The sequence below is a fragment of the Paenibacillus sp. MY03 genome (genome assembly GCF_002165585.1).
GTDB lineage: Bacteria > Bacillota > Bacilli > Paenibacillales > Paenibacillaceae > Pristimantibacillus > Pristimantibacillus agaridevorans.
This window is the reverse complement of sequence record NZ_MXQD01000033.1, coordinates 43155-63127: the sequence shown is the minus strand read 5'-3', so window position 1 is coordinate 63127 and position 19973 is coordinate 43155. Positions and strand designations below refer to the sequence as shown.

16 protein-coding genes are annotated in these 19973 nt (G+C 53.0%); all 16 read right to left on the bottom strand.

Annotated elements, in window-relative coordinates; translation table 11 throughout:
- Positions 1-40: 40 nt before the first annotated feature.
- Positions 41-1261, bottom strand: coding sequence for a trans-sulfuration enzyme family protein (locus B1748_RS22915; RefSeq protein WP_087570280.1), 1221 nt, complete (start codon positions 1259-1261; stop codon positions 41-43).
- Positions 1231-2181 carry a uroporphyrinogen decarboxylase family protein gene (locus B1748_RS22910; protein ID WP_087570279.1) on the bottom strand — a complete coding sequence of 317 codons (951 nt, stop codon included), beginning with the start codon at positions 2179-2181 and terminating at the stop codon, positions 1231-1233. Before B1748_RS22910 ends, B1748_RS22915 begins: the two co-directional genes overlap by 31 nt.
- 22 nt (positions 2182-2203) lie before the next feature.
- Complete coding sequence (locus tag B1748_RS22905; RefSeq protein WP_087570278.1) at positions 2204-3058, bottom strand: carbohydrate ABC transporter permease; 855 nt, start codon at positions 3056-3058, stop codon at positions 2204-2206.
- 3 nt (positions 3059-3061) lie between these two features.
- Positions 3062-3973, bottom strand: a complete 912-nt coding sequence (locus B1748_RS22900; RefSeq protein WP_087570277.1) for a carbohydrate ABC transporter permease — start codon at positions 3971-3973, stop codon at positions 3062-3064.
- Positions 3974-4002: 29 nt separating this feature from the next.
- Positions 4003-5340, bottom strand: a complete 1338-nt coding sequence (locus B1748_RS22895; RefSeq protein ID WP_087570276.1) for an ABC transporter substrate-binding protein — start codon at positions 5338-5340, stop codon at positions 4003-4005.
- Between the two features lie 733 nt (positions 5341-6073).
- Entirely contained in the window at positions 6074-6814 is a 741-nt protein-coding gene (gene pssA / locus B1748_RS22890; RefSeq protein WP_087570275.1) for a CDP-diacylglycerol--serine O-phosphatidyltransferase, read from the bottom strand.
- Between the two features lie 87 nt (positions 6815-6901).
- Entirely contained in the window at positions 6902-7978 is a 1077-nt protein-coding gene (gene disA / locus B1748_RS22885) for a DNA integrity scanning diadenylate cyclase DisA (protein WP_087570274.1), read from the bottom strand.
- 15 nt (positions 7979-7993) lie between these two features.
- Positions 7994-9361 (bottom strand): DNA repair protein RadA, encoded by a 1368-nt coding sequence (radA, locus tag B1748_RS22880; protein ID WP_087570273.1) that lies wholly within the window; start codon positions 9359-9361, stop codon positions 7994-7996.
- Between the two features lie 885 nt (positions 9362-10246).
- Positions 10247-11605, bottom strand: a complete 1359-nt coding sequence (locus B1748_RS22875; protein ID WP_087570272.1) for an FAD-dependent oxidoreductase — start codon at positions 11603-11605, stop codon at positions 10247-10249.
- Between the two features lie 3 nt (positions 11606-11608).
- Positions 11609-13423, bottom strand: coding sequence for an amylo-alpha-1,6-glucosidase (locus tag B1748_RS22870; RefSeq protein WP_087570271.1), 1815 nt, complete (start codon positions 13421-13423; stop codon positions 11609-11611).
- A 32-nt stretch (positions 13424-13455) separates the two neighbouring features.
- On the bottom strand, positions 13456-14319 hold the full coding sequence (locus B1748_RS22865; protein ID WP_087570270.1) for a sugar phosphate isomerase/epimerase family protein: 864 nt from the start codon (positions 14317-14319) through the stop codon (positions 13456-13458).
- Positions 14316-15281 carry a Gfo/Idh/MocA family protein gene (locus tag B1748_RS22860; RefSeq protein WP_087570269.1) on the bottom strand — a complete coding sequence of 322 codons (966 nt, stop codon included), beginning with the start codon at positions 15279-15281 and terminating at the stop codon, positions 14316-14318. Before B1748_RS22860 ends, B1748_RS22865 begins: the two co-directional genes overlap by 4 nt.
- Positions 15282-15319: 38 nt before the next feature.
- The gene (locus B1748_RS22855; RefSeq protein WP_087570268.1) at positions 15320-16336 is read right to left on the bottom strand and encodes a Gfo/Idh/MocA family protein; all 1017 of its coding nucleotides are present in this window, start codon (positions 16334-16336) and stop codon (positions 15320-15322) included.
- Between the two features lie 43 nt (positions 16337-16379).
- Positions 16380-17957 (bottom strand): extracellular solute-binding protein, encoded by a 1578-nt coding sequence (locus B1748_RS22850; RefSeq protein WP_087570267.1) that lies wholly within the window; start codon positions 17955-17957, stop codon positions 16380-16382.
- A gap of 58 nt (positions 17958-18015) precedes the next feature.
- The gene (locus B1748_RS22845) at positions 18016-18897 is read right to left on the bottom strand and encodes a carbohydrate ABC transporter permease (RefSeq protein ID WP_087570266.1); all 882 of its coding nucleotides are present in this window, start codon (positions 18895-18897) and stop codon (positions 18016-18018) included.
- A gap of 11 nt (positions 18898-18908) precedes the next feature.
- Complete coding sequence (locus B1748_RS22840; protein ID WP_256975879.1) at positions 18909-19820, bottom strand: ABC transporter permease; 912 nt, start codon at positions 19818-19820, stop codon at positions 18909-18911.
- Positions 19821-19973: the final 153 nt, after the last annotated feature.

Sequence of the window (19973 nt, the reverse complement as noted above, 5' to 3'; positions counted from 1 at the left end):
CGACGCTTCAAGCGCCGATCTTATCGTCCGTCCCGCCCTGTTATTGCGCCTGCTCCCGCAGGCAGCTGTTTTCATTCCCGTTTCCGTTCCCGCTCCCGTTCGCGAAAAACGTATGACAGCTGTCGAGATCCCGAATCAAATCCGCCGGATCCTCCAGCCCCACATTAAACCGAATGAGCGTAACCGGCTTTTCCTCCGTACTCTGCTCGGCCGCCCCGACTACAAGCACCAGGCTTTCATAACCGCCAAAGCTGAGACCGATCCGGAAATAGACGAGTTGATCAATCCATTGTTTCGCTTTCTCCAGCGGTTGCTCCAATTCGATCGACAGAAGGCTGCCCCAGCCGGTCATCTGCCGCTTTGCCAATTCGTGCTGGGGATGCTCGGGCAGCCCGGGGAAATTGACTTTGCGTATGCAGGGTAGCGTGCCGAAATATTCGGCAATCTTCATCGCCGTATCGCCCAGCCGTGCCATCCTTAGCGGCAATGTCCGCAATCCTCTCATCATCAAGGAAGCCGTATGCGGAGTCATGATGCCCCCAAGCAGCTGATGGTCCACTTGAGAGAGCCGCTCAATCCACGAAGAGCTGCCGATTACCGCTCCGCCCAGCACATCGCTGTGGCCGCTCACGTATTTGGTCAGCGAATGCACAACCAGATCGATGCCGATATCGAGTGGATGCTGATGGCAAGGCGACGCCCATGTATTGTCGATAATGGTTTCCAGTCCGCATTCGCGAGCAAGCCCGACGCAAGCTTGCAAATCCTGCAGCTGAAAGTAATAGCTGGTCGGACTTTCCAAATACAGAACCCTCGTATTGCTCTGCACCGCTTGCCGAATGGCTTCTATCGAGGCGCCGTCCACATAAGTCACTTCTACTTGATAGCGGGACAGAAAACTGTCCATAAACTCCCGGGTGCCGAAATACACTTGACTGACGCAAATCACATGATCGCCTGCGCTTACGCGCGACAGAATCGCTGCCGAAATAGCCGCCATCCCCGAGGCGAAACATTGCGCGCGCTCCCCGTGCTCCAGCGCCGCAAGCCGCTTCTCCAGCTCCATAACGGTCGGATTGCCCATGCGGCTGTACTTGTAGCCATGCCCCGGATGATCGCTGCTCGCATAAGTGAACAGCGTATTCTGGTAGATCGGGTACACGACGGCTCCCTGATGCCGTTCATCATGCTCGTCATGCGCGACCAGCGTATAGGGCATCGGATCAGAATCTAGGCCGAACGGATGGTTTCGACTACCCATTTGATTCGCTCCCTGTCTATGTCATGCGATAACGAACAGTCCGCGCCGACAATAAGCCCTTGCGTTCCCGCCTCGGCTACTAATTGTTTGGCAAATTGCTCAACCTCCGAGCGAGTGCCGCTGTGCAGAACGCCTGACTTCGTATTGTCGAAGCCGCCTAGAACGGCATGATCCCCCAAGTACTCCCTTCCCTCGCGAATGCCGAGCCCTTCGACGTAGATCGCCCAGTTGACCGCTTTCGCAGGGTATTCCCTCCAATTATCCAATCTGTTGCGCACGCCCGCCCAGCCGCACATATGAAGGAGGTTGTTCGGACTGAAGCCGTTCGCGCGATCGAGCACGTATCTGTCGCTCGGCATAATCAGGTTGCGATACTCCCCTTCCGAGAACCGATCCATCTCGCCGCCTTGCAAGCAATAATAGATGCCTGTGCAGCCTGCCTCCGCAATGAGCCGTTCCGCCAGCGCCGCTTGATCCTCGGCTATTACGGTAAGCGCGTACAAGACGGCTTCCGGATCTTCCTTGAGATGTTTCATGACCAACTCGTCGGACGTCGCGAACCGGATGCAGGAGAAGGGGGCGAACAGGCTGTAGAAGGTACAGCATTCCCCGTTCACGCCTTCCGTAATAAGCCGCGCCCGCTCCACTTGCTCCGTGATATAAGGATGATCCGCGCTCAGCGGCTTTATCTTTCTCCAATCGGCCGCTTCCTTGATTTCGACGGCTAGCGGGAATTGGAAATATCCGTCGCACATGATCTTAATGAAATCGATGTCGGTCTCCCTGTAGTAGTTCAGATGGGCGTCGACGCAAGCTTGCCCCATTCCTTCCTCTCCGTTGAAATGAAACCAGAACCCTACCGGCGGATAATCAACCGCCTCCTGATTAAGCGTACGCAGCATCCTTGTTATTTTGTCCATTTCTTCTGCTCCTCTCCTCTTTTTACCCTTTGAGTCCCGTCGTGCTGATTCCGTCAACGATGTAGCGTTGGAAGAGGAAAAAGACGACGACGATCGGTATAATCGATAACACGGACATCGCAAACATCGCTCCCCAATCCGTCTTCATCGTCGGATCGGAAAAATTTTTGATCGCCAGCGATACGGTTGCCAGCTTAGGTGAATTCAAGTAGAGCAACGGACTAAAGAAATCGTCCCAGGTCCAATAAAACTTGAATATCGCGGTCGTAATAAGCGGCGGCGTCAGCAGCGGCAGGATGACCATGGCGAATGTACGATATTTGCCGCATCCGTCAATGACCGCCGCCTCGTCCAGCTCCTTCGGAATCCCCCTCATAAACTGAATAATCAGAAATATGAAGAAAGCTCCTCCGAAAAACGACGGCACGATGAGTGGAAGAAAGGTATTGATCCAGCCTATTTTGTGAAACAGAATATATTGGGGAATCATAAGCACTTCAGCCGGAAGCATCATCGTCAACATCATGCATGCAAACCAAAACGGCGCGAACTTGAAGCGGATTCTGGCAAAACCGTAGGCCACCAGCGCGGAGGATATCACCGTCCCCAGAACCGATAAAATCGTTATGATAAACGAGTTTTTGAAAAATACAGAAAACGAAATGCCGGCAAACCCTTTAAACCCCGTCACATAGTTATCGAAGCTCCACTCGCTTGGAATTAACTGATGCGAATTGACGAAAATCTCGGTCGTATCCTTGAGCGAACTCGACAGCATCCATAACATGGGATACAGCATGACGAGCGCAAAGGCCGTAACCGCCAGATGAAAAATCCCTCTTCGGAACAGGCGTATTGTCCTCACAGACGTTCCCATGCGTTAGTCCCCCTTCGACTCGTAATGCACCCAATGCCTGGACGTCGTAAACACGATCGCCGTGAAAGCCGCGATAACCATCAGCAAGATCCAGGCCATCGCCGAGCCATAACCCATCTCGTAATAGCGGAACGACTTTTCGTACAAATACAGCACGTAGAACAACGTTTTGTCGAAAGGTCCCCCTCCGGTTACGATCATTCCTTCGGTAAACACTTTAAATCCGTTAATGATGCCCATGATCAAGTTGAACAGCAGCACAGGCGTCAGCAGCGGCAACGTTATCGACTTAAAACGTTGGAAGGAACCGGCCCCGTCTACTTCGGAAGCCTCGTAGAGCTCCTTGGGCACTTGCTTCAATCCTGCGAGGAAGATCAGCATGGCGGATCCGAATTGCCATACCGACAACAGGATCAACGAAGGCAGCGCCGTTGACGGATGAGTGATCCACGATATTTTGTCAGTGATGCCGAAGGCGCTCTCGAGAAATGAGTTCAGCGCTCCGTTAAGTCCGAACAGATGGCGCCACATCACCGCGACCGCCACGCTGCCTCCAATAAGCGTAGGCAAATAATAAGCGGAACGGAAAAACCCGAGAAATCGGAGCTTCTGGTTCAGAACCATCGCCACGATCAGCGCAAAGACGAGACGCAAGGGGATGGCAATGAATACGAAGAGAAGCGTCGCCTTCACCGACAGCCAGTACCGGCTGTCTTCCGTAAACATCGCTTTGAAGTTGTCCATTCCTACCCATTCGGGCGGGGATAAAATATCGTAGCGCGTAAAGGCGAGAAACAAAGACGCTCCGATGGGAATGATTGAAAAGACAAGAAATCCGAACAGCCAGGGGAATATGAAGAGATATCCTGCCGTATTGTCGGAAGACCATATGGATTTGTTGCCAACTCCGCGCATGCTCTTGTCACCTCCTGGCTGTGGAATCGTTACTTGGCTTTCGCCAAAGCCGCATTCGCTTCCGTTCTGAATTTGGCCGCGCCTTCTGCGGGCGTAATTCGCTCGTAGAAAATTTCCGAAGCTACGTTGGTAAAGATTTTCCCGACCTCCGAGCCGGCAACCGGCGCAGGCGGATCTATCTCCGAGGAATGCTGCTCAACCACTTGGAGATATGCGGACACCCGCTTCTGAGTCTCCGAGAACGTTGCTTGCATCTCCTGCACCAGATTCGGATGATACGGCATGCCGAAGTAAGCGTTTAGAGATTTGGCCGCGTCGATGTTATTGGTAAAAAATTCGATGAACATGGCCGCTTCCTTCGGATGTTTGGAACCCGACCAAACCCCGTGGAAGAAGGACGGTTTCATATACATGCCTTTGCCGTCGCCGGAGCCCGGATACATCGCCATCCCTAGCTCTTTGCCGAGTTGAGTCTCCATAATGTCGGCGTGATTGCTCCAGTAGGAATAGCCGCCAAAGGCGGATTCGCCTTTCGGAAACGGTCCGTCTTCCAAACCTCGAATTTCCAGCTCAACGCTGATAGGGCTGATCATTTCTTCCTTCTGCCATCTAAGCTGCTGTTCCATAAACTCAACAAACAATTGATCGTCCTCATAACCTAACGTCTTCTGGTCGGCTGCGTACAGCTTCTGCCCATGCTGCCTCAACCAGACTTCAAAGTGTTCTCGGGCCAGATGGGTATCTCCGTACAAACCAAGCTTATCCTTTACGGCACGCAGATCGGCTTCGTATTGCTCCCATGTATAATCCGGTCCGGGTGGATTTACGCCGGCTTCCGCGAGCTTGTCGGGATCGTAGAACATAACTAGCGCGTTGTTGCCGATGTTAATGCCGTACGTGACGCCGTCGATCATGCCGCCCTTCATATTAACTTCGGCAACGCCCTCCATATTGATGGTTTGATCGGAGATGTAATCGTCAAGCGGCGCCAGCAGCCCTTTATTGACATAGTTTTTAATTTGCGCGTAGTCCACCCGGATAATGTCCGGCAAGCTGTTGGATGCAGCCTGTACATTGATTTTGTCGTTGTAGGCGTCTCCGGCGTAATATTCGGCTTCGATCTTGATGTGAGGATACGCTTTCTCGAACAGTTCGATTACAGCATTGTTTTTGTCTACGGTTAGCTGCGAGCCCGCCCAATAAGACATTCTGAGCGTTACGTCCTTAGGCGCCTTGTCCGTTTGGTTCGAACCGTTGTTCGTCGAAGGCGACGACCCTGGATTTCCATTACTGCCTTGCGAGCAGCCTGCCAGCGTCATTGTCAGCGATATGGCGAGCAGACCGATAACCTTCATTGCTTTCCTCAAGACTATCCCCTCCCAAATAATGTTGCAGATGGCGTTTTACCCTGTTCTCAACTTGTCTGCTTCCTAATTGTAACCGCTTGCTGTTTTTCGAATAACCGAAAAAGCAGAGACTTTAGGTAGAATTTTCAGTGTTGCGTTAGACGTACGATATTAAGATCTTACACGGTGAAACGGGCTGTCGCCCCGCCTACAGTTGCTCGTTCGCCTACTTTTTGGAGCCATAAGCGTTACTAACGACTATGCACGCTAATCAGAGTTACTTTCCGGTCCATCAGCGTTTTTAACGCCTACAGTTGCTCGTTCGCCTACTTTTTGGAGCCATAAGCGTTACTAACGCCTACATACGCTAATCAGAGTTACAATTGATCATCGCCAACCTGCAACGGAAATGAGAACTCTTATTTTAATTAATTGGCATGATATTAAAATCTAACGGAACCCTGCGACTTTATTCGCGGGAAATCTAGGCAAACCGAGTACTTTGGCCCATCATAAGGGCTGTCAGTTCCATTGGCATCGCGAAGCGGTGCTTTTTGCTGAAATAACGCCTTTCACTTCCGTTAACGTAGAAGCAGCCGGTTCATTTCTTACCGGACAGTTGCCCGAAGTTTCACCTATGCACAGTTCAACGACAGTCCCGCTCCGTTCGTTATCCACATTCTAAATTGTTGCATCATTTTCTGCACATCAAAAAACCGTGCATACGAATATGCACGGTTTGTTTTGCAGCAGGCTACGCCGGCTTCTCGGATTTCGCCGCTTCTTCCTCTTCTTTTAGCTTGCGGCGCTTGCGCAGCTTCGGAAGTCTGCGATCAACGTTTTTTTTTAGGCCGTAGAGCGCGTACAGCAAGAGAGGAACGAACAAAATCTTGGACAGCTGGCTCTCGAACAACAAGCCGAGCGCCACGGACACGACAACGACGATCGGCACGAGCCAGACCGCGCTCCGCGGAATGCCGACCTTCTTGAAGTTCGGATACCGAATGGTGCTGACCATCAGGCAGGATAACAACACGGTGCTTCCCAGCAGGACGCCTACCGGAATATCGTCCTTAAACAGCGCCAATGTGGCAAGCACGCCGCCGGCAGCCGGTATCGGGAGGCCGATAAAGTAACCCGCCGAGCTTGTAATGACATTGAATCTTGCGAGGCGGAGCGCCCCGCATATGGGGAAGATGGCAGTCACGGTCCAAGCAAGCGCCGGACTGAGATCTTGAAATGCGACGACATACATAATAAAGGCAGGCGCCACTCCGAAGGAGATGACATCGGATAAGGAGTCGAGCTCCTTGCCGAACTCGCTCTGCGCGTTGAGAGCACGTGCTACCCGGCCGTCCACGCCGTCAAGCAGCATGGCGATCAGCACCATCATGGCCGCCATTTGCGGCTTTTCGTTGAAAACCATAAGGATGGCTATTACGCCAAGAAACAAATTACCAACCGTGAGAAGGCTCGGTATCGACTTTAAGATCATCTATTCCACCTCTTCTCTACTATGCCCCACGACTAAGCCTGTTCGCACGTCAATGATTGGAACACATTCTATCCATTGTACCCGAGATTAAATTTGCCTGTCAATGAACATCTGCTCTTGAATCCGCTTGAGTCCATCCTTGATCGCACGCGCGCGCACCTCGCCAATGCCGTCGACTTCGTCGAGCTCCTCGATCGTCGCCATGAGAATATGCGGCAGACGGCCGAACCGTTCTACCAAATTGTTCATGATGATCTGCGGCAGTCGCGGAATTTTGTTTAGCAGTCTGAAGCCTCTCGGCAGCACGGATTCGTCCGCCATGTTGTTGGTGTGAGGATAGCCGATCAGGCGTACGATCGGAGACTCGTCCAGAAGCTCGTCTGAGCTGAGCTTCCTCAGAGCGAGGCGAATTTCGCGAATTTTGTCATCAGAGTTCTCCTTCGCATAATCCTTGAGGAGGTTCCATGCATCTTGTTCGACGCCTCCGACGAGCTCATCCATCTGCATGCTGACGAGACGCCCTTCCGTGCCGAGCTCCGTTATGTAACGGTTAATCTCCAGCTTGACGCGCAGCACCATCTCCACGCGCTGAATGACATGCGCCACTTCTTGCAGCGTCACAAGCTCTTCGAACTCCAGAGCCGACAAATTCGTAAGCGATTGCGACAGGACCGCCTTGTATTTCTCCAGCGTTTGGATCGCCTGATTCGCCTTCGTCAGAATGACGCCGATGTCCTTAAGCGAGTACCTTAGATTGCCCTGGTACAAGGTGATGATATTGCGCCTCTGCGAGATCGACACGACCAGCCTGCCCGTCTGCTTGGCTACGCGCTCCGCCGTCCGGTGACGTATGCCCGTCTCAATCGACGGGATGGAGCTGTTCGGGATCAACTGCGTATTCGCGTACAGAATGCGGCGCATATCCTCGCTCATAATAATGGCTCCGTCCATCTTCGCGAGCTCGTATAGATAGTTCGGCGAGAAATCGCAATTAATGGAGAAACCTCCGTCCACGACCTCCATCACCTCGGGGCTGTAGCCCACGACGATAAGAGCTCCCGTCTTCGCACGCAGCACGTTTTCCAGCCCTTCGCGGAACGGGGTCCCTGGCGACACTAACTGCAGCAATTGGTTCATAACTTCCTGATGCGTCGGTTCTTTCATTTTATCTCTTGCCCCCTATCCCAGCGCTGCCTTTAACGCTTCTGCTACTGTATTTACGCCGATGATCTCGATTCCATCCGGCGCTTTCCAGCCCTTGAGACTTTTCTCCGGCATAATGACCCGCTTGAAGCCGAGCTTCTCGGCTTCCTTTACCCGTTGCTCCGCTCTGGAGACCGCCCGGACCTCGCCCGTCAGCCCCACTTCTCCAAAAATAACATCATACGGCTTCGTAGGCGCATCCCGGAAGCTGGACGCCAGGCTGACTGCCGCGGCCAGATCGACGGCAGGCTCGTCGAGCTTTACGCCGCCGGCAACGTTTAGATAGGCATCTTGCGTCTGAAGAAACATCCCGTTGCGTTTTTCCAGCACCGCGATAATAAGGGCCATCCGATGATGGTCGATGCCTGTCGACATCCGCCTCGGCGACGGAAAATTCGTCGTCGCGACAAGCGCCTGCAGCTCGACCAGGACAGGCCTCGTCCCTTCCATGCTGGCCACGACTGTCGAGCCCGATACGCCGAGCGGCCGCTCCGACAGAAACAGCTCCGACGGATTGGATACTTCGCGCAGGCCGTCCTCGTTCATCTCGAAGATGCCGATCTCGTTCGTGGAGCCGAATCTGTTCTTTACCGCGCGCAGCAGCCGGTATGTATGATGCCGCTCGCCCTCGAAGTACAGCACGCAGTCCACCATATGCTCCAGCAGACGCGGACCGGCGATGGCGCCTTCCTTTGTGACGTGACCGACCAGTACGGTAGCGATGCCTTTAATCTTCGCCGTACGCATGAAGTGCGCAGTGCACTCCCTCACCTGCGACACGCTGCCCGGGGCCGACTCGACCCGCGGTTCGTAGACCGTCTGGATGGAGTCGATAACCAGGAAATCCGGATCTATGGATTCGATCGCATCATTAATATGCTCCATATTCGTCTCGCACAGCACATATAATGTTTCCGTCAGCGCTCCGAGCCGATCCGCCCTCAGCTTCGTCTGCCTTACGGATTCCTCCCCGGATATGTACAGCACCTTCAGTCCCTTGACGGCCAAAGCATGCGACGTCTGCAGCAAGAGCGTAGACTTGCCGATACCCGGATCTCCGCCAACCAATATGAGCGAGCCCGGCACGACGCCGCCTCCCAGCACACGGTTTAATTCCACCATCCGGGTTTCGATGCGCGGCTCTTGCCCACTTTCTATGTGTATGATCGATTGTGGTTTTTCTTTCGTATGGATTCCCGATAAACCGATGCCCTTCGTCTTCACGACGGTTTCCTTTTCTTCCACCATCGTGTTCCAAGCTTGGCAGCCCGGGCATTTGCCCAGCCACTTTGCCGACTCGTTGCCGCATTCGGTGCATACGAATTTCGTTTTTATTTTAGCCATGCGAGGATAGCTCCCTTACGAATTCCGTTTTTGCTCATCTTCAAAGTTTACCATTATATGCTCCGCCAAGGAAGGCACACCATGTACGAAAATCATTGTGAACTTAGCCTATCGGTTTTCAGGACGCAGTCCATATTCATAAGTTATTATCGGTTAAAACGCCTGGTTTTTAGGAGGATGATTTCTTGTCAATCTGTGAAATTAATTAAATAATAATCAATAACACCTTGTATTTAAAACAAATCAGTCATTATCTTTAGTTTAATATGTGCAAAAAATATTTTAGATCGGTTTCTTCAATGAACGTGTCGAGCATGACTTTGCGGCTATCTTTGCAAGAAAGAAAAAGGCAGATGGAAGCTCATGATGGACAAGCGGACTCCATCCATCTCAAGCTTTCATCTGCGCGATTCAAAAAAATTCAATAAAGAAAACCGTCGGGACAAACCGCCCTGACGGTCCTTTTTGTGCTAGTGCGAAAAAGGCCAGCTGCTTCGCTCATGACTGTTGGATCTTCCCTCTCTCGAATAAGAGGAAAAACGCCCTCTAATGGCCCCGTCTCCGACCTTCCTTACGCTTTAGAGGGAAATCCTACCTCTAATCCAGGCCAAAGTGCGGTATTCGGAAAGAATCACCCCGATTAAAGGGCACTTTTCCCTCTAAGCCGAGCCGATAGCCCCATTTATCCAGATTATACGGAGCTTTTCCCTCTATTCTCCGATGCGGTATGCGATTGACTTCTCCTCGCACTTGCTGCCGCGGTGAGCACTTAATCGGAGTCTCTCGAGGAGGCGCAATCGCGTGATCTCCCTTTCGTCAAACCAGAATTTATTTACTTTCCTATACGTCAAGCGTAGTCGTGCCGCATAGGCCGGCACCGTTTCGTTACCCCAACGTTACTTTCTCTACATTGCCTTCCACGAATTGACCGGCTGTGTGCAGCACATAACGGATCCGTGCGGCGGATACCTCCCGCACATCTTCCTTTTGCAGCCACAAGGCCAGCGCGGCCGCCGTTCCCGCCGCTTCTCCGATCGCGCTTACGCCGGACATGATGCGATACGAGCTGTGCGCCTCATGGCTGCCGCTGATACAACGCGAGCTAAGCAGCAGATTATCCCAGCCCTTCGCGATAAGCGAGCGATAAGGGATATGATAATACCCCGGTTCCTGAATCGGCGTCAGCTTGGATGCTCCGCCGAGCGGATCATGAATGTCCAGACTGTATGCGCACGCAGCTACCATATCGTCGAAGGTGCGGGCTGTCAAACAATCGTCAGCCGTCAGCATATATTCGCCGACTACGCGCCTTCCCTCCCTTATGCCAAGCTTCGGCGCAATAAAGTCGACCGTCGCATCGGCAAATGCGGGATGGCGTTTCACCGCTTCGATCAGCTCCGTCGCCTGTCTGACTCCTTCCGCCATTCCCCTGTCTACCGATTCTTGATTCGTCGGATCGACATCGGTAACCGCGGTTGAATTAAACAGGAGACTCTGTCCATCCGGATACGGGAAACAAAGCACGCTTGGCCTCGGGTTATTCGTCTGGCCGAGCGCTTTCATCTGCTCGTAATAACCGGTCAGTTCCCGGCGCAATGCATGAATGCCTCTCCATGTGCGCACATTCGGATTCTGCAGCAGCGAAGTCCGGAATCCGCTCATCTTGAATGTCACTGTAGCCGTCTGCATCTTGCCGTCCTGCTCGCGGCCAAGTTGAAAGTCCGCTCCCGCCATTGCGCTGAGATTGCCGTCGGCAGTAGCATCCAGGAACTGATCTCCCGTCACTCGAATCCGCAGCTGCTTGCCTTTGACGACCTCCACACCCAGGATTCGCCGCGACTTCTCGCCGGAAGCGTTGACGCGCTGCTCCGTAAATACCTCTGTCGCTTCGCTGTCCGTCCAGACGGTTACATAAGGCTCCCGCTCCAACAGCTTCTGATAAGCGGCCTTCAGCTCCTGTTCATCGTACGTCGGCACATCGTCCTCTTCCCCGAACAGCCCTCTTCCAACCGCATATGCCTGCGGGAACAATTCGCGATGAATGCCGTTATTGATCACGGTACCGTCGGTTCCCCTGAATTTGCAGACAAGAGAAACAGACGTATGCACGCCTGTCCCCCCTGCTTCTTTGCCGCAGTCGATCAGCAGCACGCGCCTGCGTAGTCTGCCGGCCGCCAGCGCGGCGCAAATTCCGCCGACGCCCGCGCCAATCACAACGATTTCATAATGATGAAGAGTTGCCATCCCTCATCCCCCTCTCCCGGACGGTGCAGTCCATCCCGCTGTGCTCGGCTGCTCATCATGCCTGTTGACAGCTATGCCGCCCTCCATGTTGACATCAGTATCCTTCTCCAGCAGCAAACAAGCGGTCAGCGCGGCCGTCCAATGATAGTCGCGGATGCTGTCCATCTTGCGACGGATATTATAACGATCTGCCGGCGGGCCCTTGCGATCGCAGTCTACCGGAGGCAGGCGATCGCTGGAATCGTAATATTCAAAGGTAACCCCGTAGCGTTCGACATAGCGTTGAACCAGATCGATCGTTCGCTCCGCCAGCTTGTCAGCCTCCTGCGTTCGCCCGTGGAGCTTCAGACCCTGGACAATCATGTAGTTCATATTGATCCAGGCCGGCCCCCGCCACATATCGGTTCCCCATGCCGGCTCCGAAAGCGCCAGGCTCGGAATCGGATATTCGGCGGCAAAGTGCTTCGGATCATTTAACATCCCAATCAATCGTTCCGCATGGCGTTCGGGAAGCTCTTCGAGCAGCAACGGCAGGAATCCGCTGACCGCCTTCACTGTGCTCAGTCGTCCGTCCCCGTGTTTGTCATAATAAAATCCGTCTTCTTCGTTCCAAAAGCCTACAATAATACGATCCGCCGTTTGTTTCGCCCGTTCGCGCCATGTCCGCGCAACATCCTCCTGCCCCAATTCCGCGGCAATCCAAGCGACATATTTCATATCGCAAGCCATAAACGTAGAAAAGTCGACCGCGTCGAGATCCGCGGCTTCATCGAACCGGGCCGAGTTGTCCATTCCCGATTCGCCCGAGCGGCAAAGTGGATCCCCATGGATTTCCCATTCGAACAGCCCGTTGCGGTTCCGATCGCGATGCTCCAAATTCCATGCCAGATAACGCTGCAAGTAAGGCAGCGCGTAGCGCAGCTTGGCGGCGTCAGGCTCCGAGCAATAATTAGCCCATACCCCCCAAGCCAGAATCGGGGGTTGGGTTATGCGGCTGTATTTGCCAAACGGGTTGATCTGATGAGGCATCATGCCGTCCGGCCGTATAGCTTCCAGCATCGTCTTCAGACATTGCCATGCCGCATCCGGATCCAGCTTGTTCATCCCGAAGGAATGAAACGCGGTGTCCCAGAGCCACATATCCTTGTGAGGCACTCTGTCGGGAGTGGACCACATTTGCCCGAAGCCGGCTTCCGCCGCCAGTGTATTCGCCTTCATAACGCTGAAACATTTGTACAGCAGCCTTGTCCGGCGATTATCCTCCAGTACAGGGACGCGCGCAAGCCATACCAATCTGTCGCTCACGGCTTGCTCTACGTCAAGCTGAAGCCCCGCGCAAGCGCGTTCCTCGGCTTCCTCCCGCGTTGCTCCGAAGCTGACGGCGAACCGTTCCGCTTGTTTCGCCAATACGATATATTCGCCATTGTCTTCATCATCCGACGCCATGCAGCTTGCTGCGGCCCCGGATACCGGCTGCGGACAGCCGACAGCCTCCGCCCCGTCCTCTAACCGCAGACTCACCCTTACATCCGAAGGGATCGTTCCCATCAACGTATGCCAGGCCCCATACACGAAAGTGCCCGAACCGACGGGCGTTGCGAAGCGGCAAGCGTCTCCGGTGACCCATTCCGTCATCGTCTCTTCCGGCGCGCTCACTTCCAGCACGCGCCGCTTGGCCGTGTGGAACAACAGCGAATAAGGCGACGCGCCCCAGGTCGCAACAAAACCGGAAGCTGCTCTCGTTTCCCCGTCCAGTCCTGAGAAAGCGAATATCCCGCCTTCACCTATGACATTTGGAAGGCATTCTGCTGAATACAATGTAATTCCTCTCCTTTATGCCAAGCCTAAGCCTATACGGCATCCCAAATTTTGCGCGCATTGGCCAAACCGATGAGCGAACCTTGCCGGCATTCTTCCATGCCCTCGAACTCCAGCGAGAAGTAACCGTCGTAACCGGATGATTTGATTGCCTTAAGCAGCTCCCACACGTCGATATCGCCTTGCCCGAATACGGAGCCGCGCAGGTAGTTGCCCGACGAACTGCGAATCCAGCCTTGCCCCGGATCGCGATGAGCGGGCCGGCGGTAGAAATCTTTGAGATGAACCATCGAAGCGTAACGTATCATTTTGGTCACGGCGGCAATCGGATCTTCATCCACGCACAGGAAATTGCCTACATCCAGCGTCATCCTGAAATTGGGTCGATCTACGGCATGGATCAGCGCTTGCACCCGTTCGCTAGCCTGCATATGATAGCCGTGATTCTCCACGCTTGTCGTAATGCCATACTGCGCTGCGTAATCGGCTACCGCGCGACAGGCATGCACCATCTTGTCCAAGTCTTCCCCGAACCGCATGATCGTCGCTTCTCCCGGCGGGCGCTTGCCGACATCATGCCGCATTTGTTTGACCCCAAGCCGGTTCGCAATATCGACCTGCCTGCATACCCGTTCCAGTTCCGCTGCGTATTGTTCCTCCGTCTCCGTCACGAAGTTCGCCGGCACCGTATAAGCGGATATCTCAATGCCCAGGCTGCCCGCTTGCGAACGGACGGCGTCCACCAGCCCGAAGCCTTCTCCCCATTCGAAGCCGACCGGCACAATCTCGACATGTTCCGCCCCTTGTTCCGCAGCCCACTTGATCACATCGGTAATCTCCCAGTCACCCGAACGAAGCAGTCGCACCAAACTATACGAACTTAAACCGAGCTTCATAACGCCACCGCTCGTTTCTCCGCCGCGGACCGATTGGCGGCCAGCGTAAACGCCAATGTCTTCGCCCCATCCGCATAGCTGCTCAGAATCAAGTCCTGTCTGCCGCTCTCCACAGCGTTGACGAAAGCGCGGTTTTCTTCGTACATGGCGTTTAATTGCGAGGTTTGGGTAATATGGCGGCTGCCGTCCATAATCGTCACCTTCTTGTTGTTCTCGATGTGGACATAGAAGTCGGCGCCGAACAGCTTGATCTCCGAACCCCGGCAATAAGGAGAGAGGCAAGATTCTGTAATACTCCCCACTGCTCCGGACTCCAATCCGAACGAGAGCGCTCCCGCGTCATAGATCGTGGACTCCTGCTTCATTCGCGCGAAAGCGCTATTGCTGCTCTGACTGTACACTTCGCTAAATTCGCCAACCAGATAACGGATCAAGTCGACCTGATGCGTTACCGCATCCACCAGATGTCCGCCCGATTGTTCAAGCTGCCACCACCAGCGACTGGAATGCGCCGTGCCGAACCGATGGGCCTGGATCAAGTGAACATGTTTGCCTTGCAAATATTGTTTGACCTCTTGCAGCGTGTCGTAATACCGCAGGCAATAACCTGCGGCATTAATAAGACCCGACTGCTCGATCATTTCCGCTTTCTTGAGAGCGACCTCCAGGTCAATGCCAAGCGGCTTCTCGACAAACAGATGGATGCCCCGCTCGACCGCAGTTTCCTCCAGATTTCCCCTGGCGAATTGCGGCGTGCAAATATAGACGGCGTCGATTCGCGAACGGTCCAGAACCTGATCGGCGCTGTCCATGACCTGCGCGCCGGTCGCCTCCGACAATCGGACCGCAGCCTCCCGGTTCGCGTCGTATACGCTCACGACCTGCGCGTTCGAGAGCAGCTTTAGAGCTTGAATATGGTTTTGGGTAATTCCCCCTGCTCCGATAAATCCAATGTTGACCATATAAATCCCTCTCTTTCTCTACGCTTCCGCCGTACGCCTTATGCCGACGGCAGAATGACGGTTTTGCCGCTGGCAATCGATTCGTCGATGGCGAAACAAACCTCCATCGATTTGTATGCATCCTGGAACGTGCAGCGGGTTGCCGCGCCGCTTCGGACCGATGCCACAAATTCATTGATTTCTTCGACGAATGGATGATGGCTCACGTCGCCGCTGTCCGGAAGTATGGTCGGAATGACGGTATAATCGGTTTGACCGGGCAGCTTGTGACTGAACAGCCGATTGTTCATGATCGCTCCTTGCTCGCCTAACAAATGAACGTTAAAGATGTACGGCGTCTTGCATTCCAGCGACGACGAAACCTTGCCGATGCCGCCATTCTTTAATTTGAATATAGCGATCGCGTTCGGATCGAAGCCGTAGTCGGAATCCGCCCATGTCCTGCAGCCAAACGCGGAAACCTCCACAATGTCTCCAGCGAAATAGCGGACGGCGTCCACCGCGTGACAGCCTGCCGACAACATGCTGCTGCCGCCCAATTCCATCGTCTTGCTCCAGCGGTATTGCGAATATTGTTTGCCTACATGATGCCAGTAGTCGATCTGCGCCATATAGACGCGCCCGATCGCATCGTCTTCTATTAACGCTTTGGTGTTGTTAAAGGACGGGTTCCAGCGCAAGACGAAGCTCGCGACAGTATGCACGGGATGCTGCTCCAGCGCTTCCGCCATATTCCATAGCTCCCGGCGGTTCAGCGCAAGCGGCTTTTCCATGACAATATGTTTGCCGCGACGGGCAGCGGCAATCGTCTGCTCGGCGCGTTGTTCCGGGGTGGAGCACAATACAACCGCATCGATCCGGGAATCGTTCAGCACTTCCTCGTAACTTGCCGCAATCGGCGCGTCAATGCCCAACGCCGCAAGCTTCTCCGCGGCAAACTCCCTGCTTCTGCTGACAACAGCGCCTATCTCCGCATCCGTATGCGCGTTAATCGCTTTCATATATTCCCCGGCAACCCAGCCGCTGCCGACTACCGCAAAACGCAATTTCGACATGAGATCCCCTCCCTCATCGCCTTGTTCAAGACCGGTCTCCGCCTTAATTTTCAAGCGATTGAATATATTCGTTCATTTCCTTTAAATATTGCTCGCCGCCATTTTTGTACCAATCCGCGCGCGCCTTATCCAACTGATCAATCGGCAGATCGCCCAACATGATTTTGGTGGTCAACTCGTCCCATGTCAGCTTATAGTCCATATACTGAGGTTCTCTCGCAGCCGGAGGCACGTAACCTTTGTCCATCGAAGTCACGACCGTTGCGACCGCCTTGTCTACCCACGGGCTGACGCGATCCAACTCCTCCTTCGTAAACTTGGTTGGATCGAGGAAAAATTCCGGAGCGTTATGCCGGCGCATAATACTGGTCGCGATCCCTCTGGATATATCGGGATTGTATACCTTTTCGTTATTTACCAGCTTGTAGTCTACGCCCTCGATGCCGTTATACAGGTAATCCCAGCCCTCCTCGGACAACATATAGTCGAATGCCTGTATAGCCTTCTCCGGATGCTCGGATTCGGCCGTTACAGCCCATACGCCCCATATGCCGGTTCCATAACCCGTACCTTGCACTTTGCCTTCCGGCCCTTTAACGAATAGATAAGTCAGCTCCGCTTGCGGATCAATTTCCTTTAATACCTTTTCCTGCGCATTGACGTGTCCCGCGAATCCTCTAATCACGCCGGTGACGCCTTGCTTGAACCGTTCGCTTGCCGCGGCGGAATCATTAAGGGGGGAATCCGGATCAAGAATGCCCTCTGCGTACAGCTTCTGCGTATACAATAGAATGTTCTTGTACACATCGCTTTGCGCGTCATATTCAGGCAGCATGAACGGATAAGAGCCGTCCGTAGACTTCTGCCAGCCGTAATGGCCAAGCTCGGACACGAGAACGGGCAGCAGCACCTTATTGGCATCCACGTACGAGCCTACGCCATACGTGTCTTGTTTGCCGTCCTGATCAGGATCGTCGAAGGTAAACGCGCGAAGAATTTCGTTAAATTGATCCAGCGTCACCTCGTTATCCGCCGGAATTTCAATGCTCAGCTTGTCCAGCCAATCCTTCCTCACCATAAAACCATCGTTTCTAGTAATGGAAGTACGCGGAACGCCATAAATATTGTCGTCGCGCATCGTCTTCAACGCTTCCCAGGAATGCTCGTAGCTGTAGTTTTTCAGATTTTCGGAATTTTCCAGGTAGCTGTTGATCGGAATAACGGCGCCGTCTCTTACTGCGTTAATAAACATTTCATCTTGCTCGCTAGGGAAAAACACGACATCGGGCACATCGCCGGAAATAAGCGTCAATTGCAGCTGCTCCGCGTACCCCGAGGAAGGCGGGATAACTAATTGAAAATCAATGTTAAGCGCTTCGTTCACTTTCTGGAAAAATGCCTTTTCGTTTTCTGTCAGATCGGCCCGCCCGAATTGGGCCAACACTTTGATCGTAACAGGTTCTTCTTGTTTGTCCGCTCCTGCGTTCCCGTTCGTATTGCCAGTCGCTTCCGGTTTCGCGGTCGCTTGTTCTCCGTTGTTATTCCCGTTGCCCGAACACGCGGCAAGCATCATGGCCGTAACGGCCATCACAACGACCAAACTTTTCGTTTTTTTTGTCATACGGATGTCCTCCCTTTGTCATATCTATAATAAGCGTTTAGACGCCTACTACCGCAAGTTAACCTTTCACAGAACCGAGCATGATGCCCTTCACGAAATATTTTTGCACAAACGGGTATATGCACAGGATCGGAAGCATAACGACCATTAAAGTCGCGTATTGCAACGTCTCCGGTCTGACGTCCATAATGCCTTGTTCGGCCGAATTGCCGCCGCTGCTCATCGCGGCCAGGCTCGCGCTGGATATGATCTCTTTGAGAAACAGCATGAGCGGCCAGTTGTCTACGCTGCGGATATAAATGATGGCCTGGAAGAAATTGTTCCAATACGTGACGGCAGTGAACAAACATAACGTCGCGATAATCGGCTTGGACAACGGTACAATAATACGGAACAGGATATACGGTTCCGATGCCCCGTCCATCTTGGCCGCTTCTTCCAGCTCCTCCGGAATGTTCTCCATAAACGTCTTCATCAATATGAGGTTGAAGCCGGAAAACATCATCGGAAGCACGATGGCCGCCAATGTATCGATCAATCCCAACGAACGCATCAAATAGAAGTTGGGAATAATGCCGCCGTTGAACAGCATCGTAAATACGATAAATACCATGATGATTTTGCGGCCCTTCAGATGCCGCTTGGACAGGGGATATGCGCTCAGAATATAGAGCAGCATGCCTCCCGCCACGCCGCACGCCGTTACAATGATGCTGTTGCGATAGCTGGACCATAACACCGGGTGAATCATAATTTCCTTATAAGCCGCCAGATTCATGTCTTTGGGCCAAATTCGCAACGGATTCTCCACATAAGCGCTGTACGAGCTTAAAGAAACGGCCAGTACATTGAGGAACGGATACAGTGTCGCCGCGCACACAATGATTACAAGCAAATAGTTAATGCCGTCAAACCAACTAAAGCGGGTTTTCGTATTCATGCTGTCTCCCCTTACCAAATCGATTTTCCGCTAAGTTTGCGCGATACAGAATTGGCCATGATAATCAGCGTAAATCCGACCAGCGCCTTAAACATGCCCACCGCCGTTCCGTACGATATTCGGCCTTGCTGCAAGCCGATCCGATACGTATAAGTTTCGAATACGTCTCCGGTGGCGTAAGTCATCGGATTGTAAAGCAGGTAAATTTGTTCGAAACCGTTTTCGAGAATGTTGCCGAGCTTCAAGAGCAGCAAGATCACAATGGTCGCGGATATGCCCGGCAACGTAATATGCCACATTTTGCGCATGCGGCCGGCGCCGTCGATTGTGGCCGATTCATACAAAGTGGGATCAATGCCGGACATCGCCGCAAAATAAATAATCGTTCCCCAGCCGACTTCCTTCCATATCTCCGCGCTAACGATGATCGTCCTGAAATATTCCGGTTTAAGCAGAAAAGGAACGGATTCGAACCCCATTGTATTTAATACATGGTTTACGATTCCCGTCGATGGAGACAAAAAACTCATAACGATGCCGGCAAGCACGACCCACGAAATAAAATGGGGCAAATACAGAATCGTTTGTGTTATCCGCTTAAAAAACATGTGCCGGATTTCATTCAGCATCAGCGCCAGAATGATTGGCGCCGGGAACCCCCATACGATCTGATAAAAGCTCAGCAGCAAGGAGTTTTTGAGAATGCGGTAGAAATTGCTGGATTGAAACAAGGTTTCAAAGTGATACCAGCCAACCCACTCGCTATCCACGATGCCTTTGGTCAAACTTAAATCTTTAAAGGCGATAACCAGTCCCGCCATCGGCAAATATTTGAATACAAGCAAATACAAGATACCGGGAATCAGGAAAATATAAAGCCACTTGTTGCGAATCAAATAGGGTAGATTGCCCGAACGTCCCACCTTATCACACCTTTTCTTCGGTTTCCTTTATTGTAAGGAAACGCAAGGCAACGAGAAATCCGGTCAAATCTATGTTTAGTAGGAGCATGTAAAGGTTTTCATTTCGAGGTTAAGGGGGGGGAAATCCAGATTGGAGCCGCAACACCTTGCGAT